General features: G+C 61.2%; 16 protein-coding genes. 9 read left to right on the top strand and 7 right to left on the bottom strand.

Features of this window, described 5'->3' with window-relative positions:
• The first annotated feature begins 326 nt into the window (after positions 1-326).
• Entirely contained in the window at positions 327-962 is a 636-nt protein-coding gene (locus AC1DNK_RS15300) for an outer membrane protein (protein WP_112389558.1), read from the top strand.
• 57 nt (positions 963-1,019) lie between these two features.
• On the opposite strand, the gene AC1DNK_RS15305 is transcribed toward AC1DNK_RS15300, so the two are convergent.
• Positions 1,020-1,613, bottom strand: coding sequence for a glutathione S-transferase (locus AC1DNK_RS15305; RefSeq protein WP_112389559.1), 594 nt, complete (start codon positions 1,611-1,613; stop codon positions 1,020-1,022).
• A gap of 57 nt (positions 1,614-1,670) precedes the next feature.
• Entirely contained in the window at positions 1,671-2,540 is an 870-nt protein-coding gene (locus tag AC1DNK_RS15310) for a 23S rRNA (adenine(2030)-N(6))-methyltransferase RlmJ (RefSeq protein WP_477941947.1), read from the bottom strand.
• 83 nt (positions 2,541-2,623) lie between these two features.
• Here AC1DNK_RS15310 and AC1DNK_RS15315 point away from each other — a divergent pair, with 83 nt between their 5' ends.
• The 3 genes from AC1DNK_RS15315 to AC1DNK_RS15325 all read left to right on the top strand — a co-directional run bounded on the left by AC1DNK_RS15315 (position 2,624) and on the right by AC1DNK_RS15325 (position 6,605).
• On the top strand, positions 2,624-4,747 hold the full coding sequence (locus AC1DNK_RS15315) for a molybdopterin-containing oxidoreductase family protein (RefSeq protein WP_477941949.1): 2,124 nt from the start codon (positions 2,624-2,626) through the stop codon (positions 4,745-4,747).
• Positions 4,744-5,337, top strand: coding sequence for an NUDIX domain-containing protein (locus AC1DNK_RS15320; protein ID WP_477941951.1), 594 nt, complete (start codon positions 4,744-4,746; stop codon positions 5,335-5,337). Before AC1DNK_RS15315 ends, AC1DNK_RS15320 begins: the two co-directional genes overlap by 4 nt.
• A gap of 98 nt (positions 5,338-5,435) precedes the next feature.
• Positions 5,436-6,605 carry an alpha-D-ribose 1-methylphosphonate 5-triphosphate diphosphatase gene (locus AC1DNK_RS15325; RefSeq protein WP_477941952.1) on the top strand — a complete coding sequence of 390 codons (1,170 nt, stop codon included), beginning with the start codon at positions 5,436-5,438 and terminating at the stop codon, positions 6,603-6,605.
• A 263-nt stretch (positions 6,606-6,868) separates the two neighbouring features.
• Here AC1DNK_RS15325 and purN read toward each other — a convergent pair whose 3' ends face one another.
• Together purN and purM are read right to left on the bottom strand one after the other, a co-directional pair.
• Positions 6,869-7,528: a phosphoribosylglycinamide formyltransferase gene (gene purN, locus AC1DNK_RS15330; protein WP_477941954.1), complete on the bottom strand. Its 660-nt coding sequence runs from the start codon at positions 7,526-7,528 to the stop codon at positions 6,869-6,871.
• Positions 7,525-8,598: a phosphoribosylformylglycinamidine cyclo-ligase gene (gene purM / locus AC1DNK_RS15335; protein ID WP_477941955.1), complete on the bottom strand. Its 1,074-nt coding sequence runs from the start codon at positions 8,596-8,598 to the stop codon at positions 7,525-7,527. The genes purN and purM overlap by 4 nt, the downstream gene beginning before the upstream one ends.
• Before the next feature lie 242 nt (positions 8,599-8,840).
• Here purM and AC1DNK_RS15340 point away from each other — a divergent pair, with 242 nt between their 5' ends.
• The 4 genes from AC1DNK_RS15340 to ppx all read left to right on the top strand — a co-directional run bounded on the left by AC1DNK_RS15340 (position 8,841) and on the right by ppx (position 14,461).
• The gene (locus AC1DNK_RS15340; RefSeq protein WP_477941957.1) at positions 8,841-9,962 is read left to right on the top strand and encodes an AI-2E family transporter; all 1,122 of its coding nucleotides are present in this window, start codon (positions 8,841-8,843) and stop codon (positions 9,960-9,962) included.
• On the top strand, positions 9,959-10,657 hold the full coding sequence (hdaA, locus tag AC1DNK_RS15345) for a DnaA regulatory inactivator HdaA (RefSeq protein WP_477941959.1): 699 nt from the start codon (positions 9,959-9,961) through the stop codon (positions 10,655-10,657). Before AC1DNK_RS15340 ends, hdaA begins: the two co-directional genes overlap by 4 nt.
• Positions 10,658-10,722: 65 nt before the next feature.
• Positions 10,723-12,927, top strand: coding sequence for an RNA degradosome polyphosphate kinase (locus AC1DNK_RS15350; protein WP_477941960.1), 2,205 nt, complete (start codon positions 10,723-10,725; stop codon positions 12,925-12,927).
• Between the two features lie 10 nt (positions 12,928-12,937).
• On the top strand, positions 12,938-14,461 hold the full coding sequence (gene ppx / locus AC1DNK_RS15355) for an exopolyphosphatase (protein WP_112517040.1): 1,524 nt from the start codon (positions 12,938-12,940) through the stop codon (positions 14,459-14,461).
• Between the two features lie 12 nt (positions 14,462-14,473).
• On the opposite strand, the gene AC1DNK_RS15360 is transcribed toward ppx, so the two are convergent.
• The 3 genes from AC1DNK_RS15360 to AC1DNK_RS15370 form a co-directional block, all read right to left on the bottom strand.
• Positions 14,474-15,148 carry a glutathione S-transferase family protein gene (locus AC1DNK_RS15360; protein ID WP_477941962.1) on the bottom strand — a complete coding sequence of 225 codons (675 nt, stop codon included), beginning with the start codon at positions 15,146-15,148 and terminating at the stop codon, positions 14,474-14,476.
• Positions 15,149-15,281: 133 nt separating this feature from the next.
• Positions 15,282-16,202, bottom strand: coding sequence for a LysR family transcriptional regulator (locus AC1DNK_RS15365; protein ID WP_477941964.1), 921 nt, complete (start codon positions 16,200-16,202; stop codon positions 15,282-15,284).
• Between the two features lie 142 nt (positions 16,203-16,344).
• On the bottom strand, positions 16,345-16,908 hold the full coding sequence (locus tag AC1DNK_RS15370; protein WP_477941966.1) for a DUF308 domain-containing protein: 564 nt from the start codon (positions 16,906-16,908) through the stop codon (positions 16,345-16,347).
• A 128-nt stretch (positions 16,909-17,036) separates the two neighbouring features.
• Here AC1DNK_RS15370 and AC1DNK_RS15375 point away from each other — a divergent pair, with 128 nt between their 5' ends.
• A complete protein-coding gene (locus AC1DNK_RS15375; protein WP_477941967.1) occupies positions 17,037-17,609 on the top strand; it encodes a TetR/AcrR family transcriptional regulator in 573 nt (190 codons plus the stop codon).
• Positions 17,610-17,650 lie beyond the last annotated feature (41 nt).

The raw sequence follows: 17,650 nt of genomic DNA on the forward strand, positions 1-17,650 counted from the left end.
ATATAGGGGCGGGTACACATTAGATAAATAGGGTGCCGCGATTGCGCTGTGGGTGGCGATATTCTATGTATTATTTGAGAATATAGATCGGTAAAATAAGTATTCATGATTTAACCATTCGTTATGGTTAATAAATAGTCTGTTGCGCTATAGCAACATCGAATTTCAGCCACCCCGCCGCCACAATCATTTCACAATTTGGCTCTTTCAAATCCGCAATTGGGCTCCACTTTCACCCTCGATCCGAGAGGGACATCTAGTAATTGCTCGCGAATGCTTCGGTGTAAAACAGTTGACGAAGAGCGCGGGACTGAAAGGAGACAAGTATGCGTACACTCATTGCTAGCCTGATGGCTTCTGCCTTCGTCGTAGCCGGCTTCACCGCTGCAAACGCTGCCGATGCAGTTGACCAGGTCCCGGAAGCTCCGGTAGCCCAGAACGAGCCGGTTACCCCGGCCGGTAACTGGGAAGGCTTCTACCTCGGCGGTGCAGGCACCTACAACATGGGTGACTTCAACAACAGCCGTAACGGCTACGCCATGGGCGGTCAGCTGTACACGGGCTACAACTGGCAGGCTGGCCAGATCGTTTACGGTGTTGAAGCCGACCTCGGCTATTCCGGCCTTGATCACTCGGCTGGCGGCATCACCGAAAAGAACCGTTTCAACGGCTCTGTTCGTGGCCGCGTCGGTTACGACCTGAACCCCTTCCTGCTGTACGGTACGGCCGGTCTGGCTGCGACCAACAACAAGGTTAGCGGTCTCGGCGACTCTGATAGCAAGATGGCTTACGGCTACACCGTCGGCGTTGGTGCAGAAGCTTTCGTCACGAGCAACATCACGGCTCGCGTCGAATACCGCTTCAGCGACTACCAGGACAAGGACTACAATCTGGGTGGCACGAACGTTTCGCGCGGCTATGACGAACAGAGCGTCAAGGTCGGTATCGGCGTGAAGTTCTAATCAGACCATCTGATCAACGAAAAAGCCGGGGTTTTGCCCCGGCTTTTTTGTGTCTGGTTATTGCGGCTTGAAATCGGAATAGGTGGGGAATTTCTTCTCGAATGTTCTCAACCAGCCGATCAGTTCCGAGTGATCGGCCTCCCACTGTCCCTTGAAGCGCAGATCGAGATAGCCGATCGTCGCGGCAAGAGCGAAATGGCCGCCATGCAGCTTCTTGCCGAGTTTCGGCGGATGGGCGCTGATATGGTTCAGGCCGCTGACGGCCTTCTTCCACTGCCGGTCGATCCAGGGCTGGTGGATTTTTTCCTCATCACGGAAGCGGCGCTCATAGACGATCGCCAGCAGGCAGTCGCAGATCCCGTCGCAGAGCGCTTCGAGAATCTCGGCCTCGGTGCGCTTGCCGTTCTTTTCCGGATAGAGCTTCCGTTTCTTCAGCCGATGGAAATAGTGCATGATGGCGATGCTGTCGAAAACCGACGTGCCATCGTCGGTCAAAAGCGTCGGGATCTTTCCGAGCGGATTGTTATCGACGAGGATCGCCGGACCGGCATTGGTATCGACCCGAATCTCGGTGACATCGAGCTCGAGATAATGCGCCGCCATGCGCACCTTGCTGGAGTAGGGCGATGTCGTGGCGCAGAGAAGCTTCATGTTTCACCTGTGAAAATGCATTGGCGCGGCGGACTATTCCGCACGCTGCCGTCATGGTCAATCGTTTGCGACAGCCTTCTCTTCACCGCGCAGCCAGAAGGCACGGTGCGACGCATAGCGGTCCTGAGCCATGATATCCTTGAGGGCAGGGAGCATGCGGTGCAGCTCATCCTTCAGCGTGAACGGCGGATTGACGATGATCAGCCCCGAGCCGGTCAGCCCGGTAATGCCGCGGTCGCTGCGCACGCTGAGTTCGGCGCAGAGGATTTTCGGAATGCCGGTCGCCTGCAGTGCCTCGTGGAATTCTTTGACTGGCGCGCCCTTCTTCAGCGGGTACCACAGGCAGTAGGTGCCGCCCGGAAAACGCCGATAACCCTTGACCAGACCATCGACCAGCCGGTCATATTCGCCATCCTCTTCGAACGGCGGATCGACCAGAACCATGCCGCGCTTTTCCTTCGGCGGCAGATGCGCGCCGAGCGATAGCCAGCCGTCGAGCTCGGTGATGCGAACATGATGATCGCCTTCGAAAAGGCGGTGCAGCCGCGCGAAATCCTCGGGATGCAGCTCCATCGCCGACAAGCGATCCTGCGGCCGGAACAGCATGCGCGAAAGCTTCGGCGAACCGGGATAGAAGCGGATACCGCCGTCAGGATTGAGCTCGCGAACCGCCGAGAGATAAGGCTCCAGCAATTCGGCGACCTGCGGATCCAGATCGGCTTCCATGAGTTTGCCGATGCCGGTCTGCCATTCGCCGGTCTTCTGCGCCTCTTCGGAAGACAGGTCATAGAGACCAATGCCGCCATGCGTATCGAGCACGCGGAAGGCGGCGTCCTTCTTCTGCAGATAGCGGATCAGCCGGGCCTGAACGGCGTGTTTCAGCACATCGGCAAAATTGCCCGCATGATAGATATGGCGGTAGTTCATTGTTGCTGATGCCTGTCATGAATTCGCCTGATCGGCGCACTTTCCGGCTTTTGGCCGCTTTCCGGTTGGCATATAGAAATCACATGAACATTGCGACCCCCATTCATGCCAAATCCCGGGTCGGGCACACCGCCTGTCCCCATGACTGTCCCTCTACCTGCGCGCTGGAGGTCGATATCTCGGATGACGGCCGCATCGGGCGCGTGCGCGGCGCGGGCGATCACAGTTACACCTCGGGCGTCATCTGCGCCAAGGTGGCGCGCTATGCCGAGCGTCTCTATCATCCCGACAGACTGATGCACCCGCAGCGCCGCAAGGGCGCCAAGGGGGCCGGGAACTGGCAGCAGATTTCCTGGGACGACGCGCTGGATGAGATCGCCAATGCCTTCGTCAAGGCGGAAGCCAGGCATGGCAGCGAAGCGGTCTGGCCCTATTTCTATGCCGGGACCATGGGCTGGGTACAGCGCGACTCGATCGAGCGTCTGCGCCACGCCAAGCGCTATTCCGGCTTCTTCTCTTCGATCTGCACCAATCCCGCCTGGACCGGCTTCACCATGGCAACCGGCACGCTGCGCGGCCCGGATCCCCGCGAGATGGCCCGCACCGATTGCGTCGTTATCTGGGGCACGAATGCGGTCGCGACGCAGGTCAACGTCATGACCCACGCCATCAAGTCGCGCAAGGAACGCGGCGCCAAGATCGTCGTCGTCGACATCTACGACAACCCGACGATGAAGCAGGCCGACATGGCGCTGATCGTACGGCCGGGTACCGATGCGGCACTCGCCTGCGCCGTCATGCATGTCGCCTTCCGCGACGGCTATGCCGACCGCGCCTATATGGCGAAATTCGCCGACGATCCCGCCGGTCTCGCAGCGCATCTGAAGACCAAGACGCCGGAATGGGCGGCTGCGATCACCGGTCTCTCCGTCGGCGAGATCGAGGCATTCGCTGCCCTCGTCGGCCAGACCAGGAAGACCTTCTTCCGCCTCGGCTACGGCTTTACTCGCCAGCGCAACGGCGCGGTCGCCATGCATGCGGCGGCCTCGATCGCCACCGTTCTCGGCTCCTGGCAATATGAGGGCGGCGGCGCCTTCCATTCGAACAGCGATATCTTCCGCATGAACAACGCGGAACTCACCGGCAAATCGATGAAGGATGCGGATATCCGGATGATCGACCAGTCGCAGATCGGCCGGGCGCTGACCGGCGACGCCGTAGCGCTTCGCCATCGCGGCCCGGTGACCGCGATGCTGATCCAGAACACAAACCCGGTGAACATCGCCCCGGAACAGCGCCTCGTGAAGCAGGGCTTTGCCCGCGACGATCTCTTCGTCGCCGTCCACGAGCAATTCATGACCGATACTGCCGAAATGGCCGATATCGTCATCCCCGCCACGATGTTCGTCGAACACGACGACATCTACCGCGCCGGCGGCCAGAACCACATCCTGCTCGGCCCCAAGCTGGTCGAGCCGCCGGAAACCGTGCGCAGCAACCTCTTCGTCATCGAGGAGCTGGCCAAGCGCCTCGGCGTCTCGGATCGCCCGGGCTTCGGCTTCACGGCGCGTGATATGGTCGATCGCGTTCTGAAGGACAGCAATCTTCCCGATTACGACTATTTCCTCGAACACAAGTGGTTCGACCGCCAGCCGGATTTCGACGACGCGCATTTCCTCAACGGTTTCGCCCATGCTGACGGCAAGTTCCATTTCCGTCCGGACTGGGTGAACGGTGCCGCACCGAACAAGCCGCCGGCAGCCGTCGGCGCCCTTGGCCCGCACGAGGAGCTTCCGCAATTTCCAGATCAGGTCGATGTCATCGAACTGGCCGATGCCGAGCATCCGTTCCGGCTCGCCACCTCTCCGGCCCGCAACTTCCTGAATTCGAGCTTCGCCGAGACCAAGACCTCGCGGCAGAAGGAGGGACGCCCGGAGCTGATGGTCAATCCTGAAGATGCGCTGACCCACGGCCTGCAAGCCGGTGATCTTGTCCGTATCGGCAACACCAGAGGCGACCTGCGTATCCACGTGAAGGTCACCGAGGAAGTGAAGCCCGGCGTTCTGATCGCCGAGGGGCTGTGGCCGAACAAGGCACATGTCGATGGCGAGGGCATCAACGTCCTGACCGGCGCCGATCCTGTTGCGCCCTATGGCGGTGCTGCCGTCCACGACAACAAGGTCTGGCTACGCAAGGACGCCGCATGACGAAATTCGAGAAGGCTGGCGCGAAAATCGTCAGCGCAACCGTGCTCTCCAGGGGCTGGACCAAGCTCAGCGCCTATAAGATCGACTACACGGACTCGAAAGGCGTCACCCACCGCCTTGACCGCGAGGTCTATCACCGCACGCCTGCCGCAACGATCCTGCTCCATGATCCCAAACGCGGCACCGTCGTGCTCGTGCGTCAATACCGGCTGCCACCGGATCTCCACGGCGAGGCGCCCTTCCTGTTCGAAACCCCGGCCGGGCTTCTGGATGGCGACGAACCGGAAGCGGCGATCCGCCGCGAAGCGATGGAAGAGACCGGATTTCAGGTCCGCGACGCCCAGTTCCTCTTCAAGGCCTATAGCTCTCCCGGTTCCAACAGCGAAGTGGTGCACTTCTTCGCCGCCGAAATCGACACGTCGGACCGCGTCTCCAATGGCGGCGGACTGGCGGAGGAGCATGAGGATATCGAAGTGCTGGAAGTCCCGCTCGATGACGCTCTGGCGATGATCGGAAACGGCGAGATTCTGGATATGAAGACCATCATCCTGCTGCAGTGGGCAGCGATGAACAGAGAGACGTGGCGTTAGCCGGAAAATAATGGCGCGCTCTGGCGTTTCATCCATTTGTCACGAATCCGGCCTATGCGCTGCGGTTTGTCCGGCCTTGCCCCAATCAGGAGAAAACCATGTGGCTCAGTAATTTCACGCTCGTCCTTCCCGGTGAAATCATCAGCCACGGCTCGGTGCGGGTCGAGGATGGCGTCATCGCCGAGATTCGTGATGACAAGGTCGCAGATGCTGCCATCGATGGTGGCGGGCGCTTTCTCATGCCGGGTTTCGTCGATCTGCATGGTGACATGATCGAGCGCGAGATCGCGCCGCGTCCGAATGCGATGATGCCGATCGATTTCGGTATCCATGAGCTCGACAAGAAGCTCGCGGCCGCCGGCGTCACCACGGCCTATGCGGCGATCTCCTTTGCCACCGAAAGCGTCTACGGCCACGTCCGTTCGCTGGAAACGACCTCAGCCGTCATCGAAGGCATCAATCGGCTGCGCCATTCGCTGCTGATCGACCACAAGGTTCACGCCCGCTACGAGATCACCAATGTCGGCGCCGCTCCGGCGCTGGAAAAACTGCTCGCGGCCGATCAGGTCGACATGGTGTCGCTGACCGACCACACGCCGGGGCAGGGGCAATACAACAATATCGAAGCCTACGTCACCAGCATGTCGGAGCGCCGCGCCATCACCAGGGAAATGGCGCTCGAAGTCGTCCAGAAGCGCATCGCCATGCGCGAGGATTCGGCCATCGACGTCAAGCTGCGCGAGATCGTCGCGCTGTCGCTGCGCCACAAGCTGTCGCTCGCCTCTCACGACGACGATAGCGCCGCCAAGGTTGCCGAAATGCATGATCTGGGCGTGACGATCAGCGAATTCCCGGTGACGCTCGATGCCGCCGAGGAAGCCCGCCGCCGTGGCCTCTGGACACTGATGGGCGCGCCGAACGCGCTGCGCGGCCAGTCGATGTCCGGCAACCTGAGCGCGCTCGATGCCGCAAGCGCCGGCCTCTTGTCCGTTATCGCTGCCGATTACCACCCGGCCGCATTCGTCCCTGGCATCTTCAAGATCGCCGACGCGATGGAGGGCAATCTGCCGGCAGCGGTTGCCATGGCAACGTCGAACGCGGCGCGTTCTGCGGGCCTTCTGGATCGCGGCGAGATCGCCATCGGCCAGCGCGCCGATCTGGTGGTGGTGGAGAAGGGCGATGTGCACCGTATCCGCGCCACCTTCCGGGCCGGACAGTTCGTCTATAGCGACGGGACGCTGCATCCGCTTCAGGCGATCGCGGCCTGAATGCTGCCCGTAGGAGCTGCCATAAGGCGAGGCTGACTGGTCTCGCGGAACACGCCCCACGCGCTCCCTCATTCCTGTGCTTGTCACAGGAACCCAGTGCGCCCCAGTCCTGGGGCGCGGGAGACTATTTTGAAGGGTAGTGAGTCATTCACCGCGCGGACGCGCGGTGGCTAGATTCCTGTGACAAGCACAGGAATGAGGGAAGGGGCGGGAGCGTTGGCGCAAAAGTAGCTGCCGTGTGAGACTAACCCTCCGCCAATCCATCAAATCAGCGAGATAACCCGGTCCGTCCCCGCCGAAGCCGCACTACCGCTCCGGACAGCCTTGCCGCCTTCCATCCGCACCTTGCCCTCGGCAAACAGGCGGAGCGCCTGCGGATAGAGCTGGTGCTCAACGGTCAGCACGCGGCCGGCCAGAGCATCTGCCGTGTCGCCCGAAAGTACCGGCACAGCCGCCTGGCCGATCACCGGGCCTTCGTCCATGCCTTCGGTGACGAAATGGACGGTACAACCGGCAATCCGCATGCCGGCGTCGATGGCGCGCTGGTGCGTGTGCAAGCCGGGGAAGAGCGGCAGCAGGGAAGGGTGGATGTTGATCATCCTGCCCTCGTAACGCTGGATGAAGGTGGCGCTCAGAAGGCGCATATAGCCTGCGAGGCAGAGGATATCGGGCGACAGCGTGTCGAGGGCTTCGAAGATCGCCGCCTCGTGGGCGTCCTTGCTGGCATAGTCTTTGCGCGCGAAAGCGAAGGTCGGGATGCCCTCGGCGGCGGCCTTGGCGAGGCCGCCCGCATCCGCCTTGTCCGAGACTACGCCGACGATCTCGGCCGGAAAGTCCGCAGCCTTGGCGGCCGCGACTAGCGCCATCATGTTGGAGCCGCTGCCGGAAATGAAGACGACAGCGCGTTTGCGCGGTGTGCTCATAGGCCGAGCGTACCCTGATATTGCGTGCCCTGGGCACCTTCGGCGCGGGCAATCATCCGGCCGAGAACGACGATCTTTTCGCCTTCGGCTTCCAGGGCCTTGGTGACGGCTTCGACGTTTTCAGGCGAGACAACGGCGATCATGCCGACGCCGCAGTTGAAGGTGCGCAGCATTTCCTTGGCTTCGACGCCGCCGGTCTTGGCGAGCCACGGGAACACGGCCGGAACCTTCACAGCAGACAGGTCGATCTCGGCAGCCAGATGCTTCGGCAGCACGCGCGGAATGTTTTCCGGAAAGCCGCCGCCAGTGATGTGGGCGAGCGCCTTGATCGCCTTGGTCTCGCGGATCGCCTTCAGGAGCGGCTTCACATAGATGCGGGTCGGTGTCAGCAGCGCTTCGCCGAGCTTCTTGCCTTCGGCAAAGGGTGCCGGTGCATCCCAGCCGAGGCCGGAAAGTTCGACGATCTTGCGCACCAGCGAGAAGCCGTTGGAATGGACGCCCGAGGAGGCGAGGCCGAGAATGACGTCGCCTTCGGCAATGTCGCCAGCCGGAAGCAGTTCGCCGCGCTCGGCAGCACCGACGGCAAAGCCTGCGAGGTCGTAGTCGCCGGAGGAATACATGCCCGGCATTTCGGCGGTTTCGCCGCCGATCAGCGCGCAGCCTGCGTCACGGCAGCCGGCGGCAATGCCTTCGACGATCGCCGCACCCTGGTTCGGGTCGAGCTTGCCGGTGGCGAAATAGTCGAGGAAGAACAGCGGCTCGGCGCCCTGGACGACGAGGTCGTTGACGCACATGGCGACGAGGTCGATGCCGACGGTGTCGTGATAGTCGGCGTCGATGGCGATCTTCAGCTTGGTGCCGACGCCGTCATTGGCGGCGACGAGAACCGGATCCTTGAAGCCCGCGGCCTTGAGATCGAAGAGGCCGCCGAAGCCGCCGATCTCGCCGTCGGCGCCCGGGCGGCGCGTAGAGCGCACAGCGGGCTTGATCTTCTCTACCATCAGGTTGCCGGCATCGATATCGACGCCCGCATCGCTATAGGTCAGGCCGTTTTTTCCAGACTGGCTCATGCTGATCTCCGATGGCTGGTTCAGGCGGGATTTAACCCTGTGTCACATGCGGGTCGCAATTGCATGAGAGTGCGCTTTATGCAAGGCGGTGCATGGAGAAAAGCCCCAATTTCCCGCTCTTTTCATAGGCGCGGCGCGGTTTTTCGGCAGCAGGGTTGACCATCTTCCGGGCCGCATCCTATGTGCTTCAAAGGTGGTCGCGGCCAAGATCGCGCCGCGATGCGGGATGAACGGGGTAATCGATGCCAAATCAGGTCAGCGGTACGAGTCTGAAGCGCCAGGTCTTCTTCTGGCTCGGCGTGCTCGTTTTCTTCATCCTCTTCCTGCTGGTTTTCAGCTCCATCCTGCTGCCGTTCCTGGCAGGCATGGCGATCGCCTATTTCCTGGATCCGGTCGCCGACAGGCTGCAGAAGATCGGCCTCAGCCGCATGATGGCGACAGTCGTCATTCTCGTATCCTTCGTTCTGGTCATCGTCGTGGCGCTGATGACGCTGATCCCGATCCTGGCCAGCCAGTTCACAGACTTCGCCGGCAAATTCCCGGGCTATATCGACCAGCTGCAGCAGTTCATCACCACCTCGCAGAACTCCCTGCTGCCGGATTGGATCAAGAGCCAGCTCGGCACGATCAAGAACAATTTCTCGGAGATATTGTCGCAGGGCGTCGGCTTCATGACCGGCCTTTTCGCGCAGATCTGGAGCTCCGGCCTTGCTGTCGTCAACCTGATCTCGCTGCTGATCGTCACGCCCGTCGTCGCCTTCTACATGCTGCTCGACTGGGACCGCATGGTGGCGCAGATCGACCGTTATATCCCGCGCGACTACGTCGCCAACGTCCACCAGATCGCCCGCGAGATCGATCAGGCGATTGCCGGTTTCATCCGCGGGCAGGGCTCGCTCTGCCTGATCCTCGGCATCTACTACGCCGTTGGCCTGTCGCTGGTCGGCCTCAATTTCGGCCTGCTGATCGGCCTCTTCGCCGGGATGATCAGCTTCATTCCTTACGTCGGTTCGATGCTTGGCCTGCTGATTGCCGTCGGCGTGGCAATCGTGCAGTTCTGGCCCGATTACATCTGGGTCGGCGCGGTGCTGGCGGTCTTCTTCAGCGGCCAGTTCCTGGAAGGCAACATCCTGCAGCCAAAGCTCGTCGGCCACAGTGTCGGCCTGCATCCGGTCTGGCTGATGTTCGCGCTCTTTGCTTTCGGCGCGCTATTCGGCTTCGTCGGCCTGCTGATTGCCGTACCCGCCGCCGCCGCCGTCGGCGTTCTTGTCCGCTTCGCGCTGTCGCGCTACCTTGAGAGTGATCTTTACGCGGGTCAGTCGAAGCCATCTGTTATCCGCAAGTCCAAAGCCGACACGAAATGAACGACGTAAAGCGCAGGGCGGGAGAGCAGCTTCCGCTGGTCTTTTCTCATGATACCGCAAGCGGACGCGACGATCTGCTGATCTCCGACCGGCTGAGTGCAGCCGTCACCATCGTCGATGCCTGGCCGCAATGGCCGTCGCCGGTTGTCATCCTCGCTGGTCCGGTCGGATCGGGAAAGTCGCATCTGGCCAGCATCTGGAAAGAGCACAGCAACGCCACCAGCATTCATCCGAAGGCCGGCGCGCAGGCGGCGATCGCGGCCGCCAATGGCCCGGTGCTCTTCGAGGACGTCGATCGCGAAGGCTTCGACGATACCGAGCTCTTCCATGTCATCAACAGCGTGCGCGAAAACGGCCACAGCCTGATGATGACCAGCCGTCTCTGGCCGATGTCCTGGCCGGTGGAGCTTGCCGATCTGCGCTCGCGGTTGAAGGCGGCGACCGTCGTCGAGATCGGCGAACCCGATGAAGAGCTGCTGTCGCAGGTCATCGTCAAGCTGTTTGCCGACCGCCAGCTTAATATAGATGACAAACTCGTGCTCTATATCGTCAACAGGATGGAACGCTCGCTGAATGCCGCCCAGACGATCGTCGAGCGGCTCGACCGGCTTGCCTGGTCGCGGGGGACCAAAATCACCCGGGCGATGGCGGCTGAAGTATTGAATGAATTGGGAAATTCAGGCCCGCTCGATTGACTGTCACAGTTCCGTCGTGAAACTGATATAATTCGCAGGGACGAATAAACGGGACGGACCGACATATGGACAGTGCAGTTGCCGAGCATCAGGAACCGAAGCCGGAAGCGCCGTCCGCCGTCCCCCCGCTGGAAGAGTTGCTCTCAAGCCCGGAGCGCTTCATCAACCGCGAATTCTCCTGGCTGCAGTTCAATCGCCGCGTCCTTGAAGAAACGCTGAATACCGAGCATCCGCTGCTGGAGCGCGTCCGCTTCCTGTCGATCTCGGCCGCCAACCTCGACGAATTCTTCATGGTCCGCGTCGCGGGTCTGGAGGCGCAGGTCCGCCAGAATATCGCGGTGCGCACGCCCGACGGTAAGACACCGGCCGAGCAGCTGGACGCCATCCTGCAGGAAATCGACAACCTGCAGATGGAGCAGCAGGCCTCGCTTGCGGTGCTTCAGCAATATCTGGCCCGCGAAGACATCCTTATCGTCCGCCCGGGCGCGCTGAGCGACGTCGATCGCCAATGGCTGGCAACCGAATTCGAACAGGCGATCTTCCCGGTGCTGACACCGCTGTCGATCGATCCGGCGCATCCGTTCCCGTTCATTCCGAACCTCGGCTTTTCGATCGGCCTGCAGCTCACCAGCAAGCATGGCCGCGAGCCGATGACGGCGCTGCTGCGCCTGCCGCCCGCACTCGACCGCTTCGTCCGCCTGCCCGATGACGGCAACACCATCCGCTACATCACGCTCGAAGACGTCGCCAATATCTTCATCCATCGGCTCTATCCGGGCTATGAGGTGCAGGGGTCGGGTACCTTCCGCATCATCAGAGACAGCGATATCGAAGTCGAGGAAGAAGCTGAAGACCTCGTGCGCTTCTTCGAGACGGCGCTGAAGCGCCGCCGCCGCGGCAAGGCGATCCGTATCGAGACCGATTCCGAAATGCCGCCTTCGCTCCGCCAATTCGTCGTCCAGGCGATGGCAGTTCCCGACAATCGCGTCGCCGTTCTTCCAGGTCTCCTGGCGCTGAACACGCTGTCTGAGATCACCAAGGCGCCGCGCGACGATCTCCGGTTTCAGCCCTACAACGCCCGATTTCCCGAGCGCGTCCGCGAACATGCCGGTGACTGCTTCGCCGCCATCCGCGAAAAGGACATGGTGGTCCACCATCCTTACGAGTCTTTCGACGTGGTGGTCCAGTTCCTGCTCCAGGCTGCGCGCGATCCTGACGTCCTGGCGATAAAGCAGACGCTTTACCGCACTTCGAACGACAGCCCGATCGTGCGCGCGCTGATCGATGCTGCCGAATCCGGAAAGTCGGTGACGGCGCTGGTCGAGCTCAAGGCGCGTTTCGACGAGGAAGCCAATATCCGCTGGGCCCGCGACCTCGAACGCGCCGGCGTGCAGGTCGTCTTCGGCTTCATCGAACTGAAGACCCATTCGAAGATGTCGCTGGTCGTACGCCGCGAGGAGGGCAAGCTGCGCAGCTACTGCCATCTCGGCACCGGCAACTATCACCCGATCACGGCGAAGATCTACACCGACCTGTCCTTCTTCACCTGCAATCCCGTCATTGCCCATGATATGGCGAACATCTTCAACTTCATCACCGGTTATGGCGAACCGGAAGAGAGCATGAAGCTCGCGGTCTCGCCCTATACGCTGCGCTCGCGCATCCTTCGCCATATCGACGAAGAGATCATGCACGCCAAGAACGGCGCGCCGGCGGCAATCTGGATGAAGATGAATGCGCTCGTCGACCCTGAGATCATCGACGCGCTCTATACGGCAAGCCATGCCGGCGTCGAGATCGATCTGGTGGTGCGCGGCATCTGCTGCCTGCGTCCGCAGGTTCCGGGTCTGTCGGAAAATATCCGCGTCAAATCGATCGTCGGACGCTTCCTGGAGCACAGCCGCATCTTCTGCTTCGGCAATGGTTATGGCCTGCCGTCGGACAAGGCGCTGGTCTATATCGGCTCGGCCGACATGATGCCGCGCAATCTCGACCGGCGCGTCGAAACGCTGGTGCCGCTCACCAATCCGACTGTGCATGAACAGGTTCTGTCCCAGATCATGCTGGGCAATATCATTGACAATCAGCAAAGCTACGAGATATTGCCCGACGGAACGTCCAGGCGCATGGAGGTGCGCAAGGGCGAGGAGCCGTTCAACGCGCAGCAGTATTTCATGACAAACCCCAGCCTTTCCGGCCGCGGTGAAGCGTTGAAATCCAGTGCGCCCAAGCTGATCGCCGGTCTGCTTTCCGGCCGGACCAAGAGATAACTGGACCTGCATGGTTGAATCAGAAGCCCAGGGGCGCCTGCCAGGCATAGCCCCGGTCTCCGTCGTCGATATCGGATCGAACTCGATCCGCGTGGTGATCTACGAAGGCATGTCCCGCTCGCCGGCGATCCTTTTCAATGAGAAGGTGCTGTGCGGCCTTGGCAAAGGCATCGCGCTGACCGGCAAGATGGATGAGCAGAGCGTCGAACGGGCGCTGGCCGCCCTTCATCGCTTCAAGGCTCTCTCCGATCAGGCGCGTGCGGCGACGATGTACGTGCTGGCGACGGCTGCGGCCCGCGAGGCGTCCAACGGTCCCGATTTCATCCACAAGGCCGAAACCATTCTGAAGCGCAAGGTGCGCGTTCTCTCCGGCGAGGAAGAGGCCCGCTTCTCCGCGCTCGGCATCATCAGCGGCTTCTTTCATCCCGATGGTATCGCCGGCGATCTCGGCGGCGGCTCGCTCGAGCTCATCGATATCAAGGAGCGCGAGATCGGCAAGGGTATCACCCTGCCGCTCGGTGGCCTTCGTCTGTCGGAATATGCCGGCGGCTCGCTCGACAAGGCGCGCGCCTTCGCGCGCAAGCACGTTCGCAGCGCCGGAAAGATCCTCGAAAAGGGGGCAGGCCGGACCTTTTATGCCGTCGGCGGCACATGGCGAAACATCGCCAAGCTGCATATGGAGCTCAGCCAATATCCGCTGCACATGATGCAGGGATACGAGGTGACACTCGAAGGCATGATGCAGTTTCTCGATCAAGTGGAAGTGGCAAGGGACAGCAAGGATCCGGCTTTCCAGGCCGTGTCCAAACACCGCCGCGCGCTTTTGCCCTTCGGCGCGGTGGCGATGAAGGAAGTGCTGAGCGCCATGAAGCCCTCGATCATTTCCTTCTCGGCGCAGGGCGTGCGCGAAGGCTATCTCTATTCGCTGCTGTCCGAAGGCGAACGCCGTGCCGATCCGCTGCTGGCGGCCGCAGGCGAACTTGCGATCCTGCGTGCCCGCTCGCCGGAACATGCCCGCGAGCTTGCCGAATGGACCGGCCGGATGATCCCGTCCTTCGGCATTTCGGAGACCGAAGAAGAGGGGCGCTACCGTCAGGCCGCCTGTCTGCTCGCCGATATCAGCTGGCGCGCCCATCCGGATTACCGCGGCCTTCAGGCGCTGAACCTAATCGCCCATTCCTCCTTTGTCGGTATCAGCCATCCGGGCCGAGCCTTCATCGCGCTCACCAACTACTACCGCTTCGAAGGCTTGCATGACGATGGCTCGACCGCGCCACTGGCAAAGATCGCCGGCCCGCAATTCGTCGAGCGTGCCAAGCTGCTCGGCGGCCTGCTCAGGGTCGTCTATCTGTTCTCGGCATCGATGCCCGGCGTCGTGAAGAACCTGCATTTCCGCAAGTCTTCACAGCCGGATGTCGATATCGAGCTGGTCGTCCCGCACGATTATCACGACTTCACCGGCGAACGCCTCGAAGGTCGCCTGCAGCAGCTGTCGAAGCTGACCAACAAGCGGCTGGCTTTCGTTTTCGAGTAGGCGCCCGGACGGTTACGCCGCGTTCTGCGGGAAGAGGGCGCGGCGCGTTTCCTCATCCAGCGTATGCTTGAAACTATGGTCCTCTTTCATCGCCAGCGCCCGCTGCACGGCGGGCCGCTCCGACATGCGCTGCATGAACCGCGCGACGTGCGGATAGTCTTCAAGCCCTCTCTCGCCAAACACGTAACCGGCCGAAGCGGCCCAGCCCCAGAGAGCCATGTCGGCGATCGTGTATTCCTCGCCGGCAAGCCACGGCGATTGCGAAAGTCTGGCGTCGAAGACGCGGTAGTGCCGCTCCAGCTCCTTGACGTAGCGGTTCTTCGCATAGGGCAGATCTTCCGGCGCGTAGTGCAGGAAGTGGATCGCCTGTCCCGAGAAGGGCGAGAGTCCGGTCGCCACCAGCTGCAGCCACGACAGCATCGCTGCCTTGCCGCCGATCCCGGCCGGAATGAAGCGGCCATGCTTTTCCGCGAGATACAGCAGGATGGCATGCGAATCGAAGACCGTGACCCCGTCGTCGACGAGAGCGGGAACCTTGGCATTGGGATTGATCTTCAGAAATGCCGGCGCGTGCTGCTCGCCCTTGAAGATATCGACCGGGCGGACGGTGAAGGCAAGGTTCAGTTCTTGCAGCAGAACCGCGACCTTCATCGAGTTCGGTGTCGCATGGAAATAGAAATCAAGCATCAGAAATCCTCATAAGCGCTGATCGCAACCTTCGACGATGGAAGGTTCAGGCTGAAGATGCCGATGCCCGGGACGTCTTACCAATCGATCCGGTGGATCGCACCTAGCGCCGGGATGGATGCCTTCCGGACATTCACATGCCGCCTTTCCGCGAGACGCTCATCACCATCTTGCGCAGCCACATATGGGCGGGATCGGCGCGCATCTTCGGATGCCAGAAAACATTCATGCTGAAGGGGGAGAGCGCGACCGGCGGCTCGAAAAGGTCGAGCGATTGCGCGAAGCGCTGGAGGAACCGCAGCGGCAATGTGCAGATGCAATCGGTGCTGGCGAGCACGAGAGGCGCCATTGCGTAACTCTGAACCGATACCGAAACCTGGCGCTCCCGGCCGATTTCCGCCAGCGCGTTGTCGATCATTCCGGTGAAATGGCCGCCAGTCGTCGAGATCAGTAGGTGATCGAGGCGGCAGAACTCGTCGAGACCAAGCTCGCCCGTGCCGCGCGGATGACCGCGCCGCTGGGCGGTCATGAACTTCTCTTCGAACAATGTGCTTGATATCAACTCGTTGGAGCCATCCTCTGCGGTCCCGACGAACAGGTCGATCTCGCCCTGTTCCAGCAGCCGGGCAATCCTCGACTTGTCGGGCAGGGTGAAGGCGATCTTCACTTCGGGCGCGTGCGCTTTGATCAGCGGAATGAGATCGGGCGCCAGGATTGCCGCCGGATTGTCGGTTGCGGCGATCCGGAAGACACGCTTGCTCGTCAGGGGATCGAAGAGGTGGGCCGTGTTGACGAAGTCCTCGAAGCGCTCCAGCAGCCGCGTCAGCCCCGGCTGAAGGGCGATCGCGTGCGGCGTCGGGGTCATGCCGCGGCCGGAAATAGACGGAATGAACAGCGGATCGTTCAGCAGGTGCCGCAGGCGGGTCAATCGTGCCGAGAGCGCCGATTGGCTGATATTCAGCCGGACCGCCGCATGGGTGACATTCGGCTCCTTGAGAAGCGCATCGAGCGTCATCAGCAGCCCGGAATCGAAATCGGAAATTCGCTGGCTCAATCGCATCCTCCCTGATCACGGTCACCGCCGTTTCAATACAGGAGCGAAACACGTTGTCATAGGTGGATTGCCGTCCGCTTCGCGGGCGGGTCTTCGGCCGGTATCGGGAGACCGGCCGAGACTGTTCTTTCCAGCAGGGGTTTCAAGCCTTGGCGCCAGCCCCGCGATTGGCGGCGACCGTCAGCCAGATCGCTGACACGAGGAAGTAGAATGCGCCGAAACTTGCGTAAGGCGCGATGTCGAGGATGCCAGGCATCTGAGCGCCGAGAGACTGGCTGATCATGAAGCCGCCGGCCAGCGTCGATTGCGCACCACTCAGCACCATCGCCCATTGCGCGCCGTACGAGCGCCAGCGGCGTACGCCGGTGTAGAGCTGCAGCAGCCCCGACAGGATCGCCCAGATGCCGAAGGCTGCGAGAACTGCGTGATTGTCCTTCATCACCGCGAGAATGACCACGATTGTCATGACGGTGCTGGCAACGACGTTGAGGCTTTGGGACGGGTTTACCTTGAGACCACCATTGGCTCTGGCATCGACTAGATTGGCGACGGCATCCCAGGCCGGGTAGATGATGAGCAGGATAGCCGCGATGGCGGGATGCGCACCAAGGGCAACAGCTGCGGCCACCCAGGCAATCGAGAACATTGCGCGGGCGAAATAGTAAGACCGCAGCCAGGTGGTCTGCGATGAGGATTGAACTTGCATGTCAGGCTCCTTATTTTGTGTCTACCAACTAGTAGGTAGTTAAATTTGGAGAGTCAATGCTTTTGATGTTTTTCTCGATACGGGTGGGCGGCTTGACATTTTTGCCTACCAAAAGGTAGGTGATGATTATGGAGCAATCGACCTCAGAAAAAATCCTCGATATCGCGCAATCCCGCATTATCGCCGGCGGCTATAATGGCTTCAGCTATGCGGATATTTCGGATGCGATCGGTATCCGGAAGGCGAGCATCCATCACCACTTCCCGACAAAGGCCGAACTCGTTTCCGCGCTTGTCGGCCGCTATACAGGGCAGGTGAAGTCCGGCCTCGGAGGAGTGCTCGAGCAGATCGCGCAGCCTGCGGCACAGCTGGATGCCTATGTCGGCCATTGGCAGAAATGCATCGCCGATGCCTCGCTGCCATTCTGCATGTGCGCCATGCTGGCAAGCGAGATCCAGATGCTTCCTCCTGATGTCGCAGCACTGGTTCGCGGCCATTTCGAATATCTTGCCAAATGGCTGGAGACGGTTCTCGAAGCCGGGGCCAGGCAGAATGCATTTCGCCTCAGCGCTTCGCCGGAAGCCCACGCACAGATATTCATGGCTTCGGTTCACGGGGTCATGCTCTCCGCCCGGGCCTTGCACAAGCCTGAACTTTTTGCCGCGGTTATCGGCCCGCAGGTCGCTGCGCTGAAAGCGTAATTCATTGTCCGGAAATCCGGACAGCCCGTTCGGATTGTCTG

It is taken from the genome of Rhizobium sp. 01N424 (assembly GCF_056399485.1).

Excerpts from the sequence above, each read along its gene's own strand:
- AC1DNK_RS15300 (WP_112389558.1), top strand. The coding sequence starts at position 327 with ATGCGTACACTCATTGCTAGCCTGATGGCTTCTGCCTTCGTCGTAGCC.
- AC1DNK_RS15305 (WP_112389559.1), bottom strand. The coding sequence starts at position 1,613 with ATGAAGCTTCTCTGCGCCACGACATCGCCCTACTCCAGCAAGGTGCGC.
- AC1DNK_RS15310 (WP_477941947.1), bottom strand. The coding sequence starts at position 2,540 with ATGAACTACCGCCATATCTATCATGCGGGCAATTTTGCCGATGTGCTG.
- AC1DNK_RS15315 (WP_477941949.1), top strand. The coding sequence starts at position 2,624 with ATGAACATTGCGACCCCCATTCATGCCAAATCCCGGGTCGGGCACACC.
- AC1DNK_RS15320 (WP_477941951.1), top strand. The coding sequence starts at position 4,744 with ATGACGAAATTCGAGAAGGCTGGCGCGAAAATCGTCAGCGCAACCGTG.
- AC1DNK_RS15325 (WP_477941952.1), top strand. The coding sequence starts at position 5,436 with ATGTGGCTCAGTAATTTCACGCTCGTCCTTCCCGGTGAAATCATCAGC.
- purN (WP_477941954.1), bottom strand. The coding sequence starts at position 7,528 with ATGAGCACACCGCGCAAACGCGCTGTCGTCTTCATTTCCGGCAGCGGC.
- purM (WP_477941955.1), bottom strand. The coding sequence starts at position 8,598 with ATGAGCCAGTCTGGAAAAAACGGCCTGACCTATAGCGATGCGGGCGTC.
- AC1DNK_RS15340 (WP_477941957.1), top strand. The coding sequence starts at position 8,841 with ATGCCAAATCAGGTCAGCGGTACGAGTCTGAAGCGCCAGGTCTTCTTC.
- hdaA (WP_477941959.1), top strand. The coding sequence starts at position 9,959 with ATGAACGACGTAAAGCGCAGGGCGGGAGAGCAGCTTCCGCTGGTCTTT.
- AC1DNK_RS15350 (WP_477941960.1), top strand. The coding sequence starts at position 10,723 with ATGGACAGTGCAGTTGCCGAGCATCAGGAACCGAAGCCGGAAGCGCCG.
- ppx (WP_112517040.1), top strand. The coding sequence starts at position 12,938 with ATGGTTGAATCAGAAGCCCAGGGGCGCCTGCCAGGCATAGCCCCGGTC.
- AC1DNK_RS15360 (WP_477941962.1), bottom strand. The coding sequence starts at position 15,148 with ATGCTTGATTTCTATTTCCATGCGACACCGAACTCGATGAAGGTCGCG.
- AC1DNK_RS15370 (WP_477941966.1), bottom strand. The coding sequence starts at position 16,908 with ATGCAAGTTCAATCCTCATCGCAGACCACCTGGCTGCGGTCTTACTAT.
- AC1DNK_RS15375 (WP_477941967.1), top strand. The coding sequence starts at position 17,037 with ATGGAGCAATCGACCTCAGAAAAAATCCTCGATATCGCGCAATCCCGC.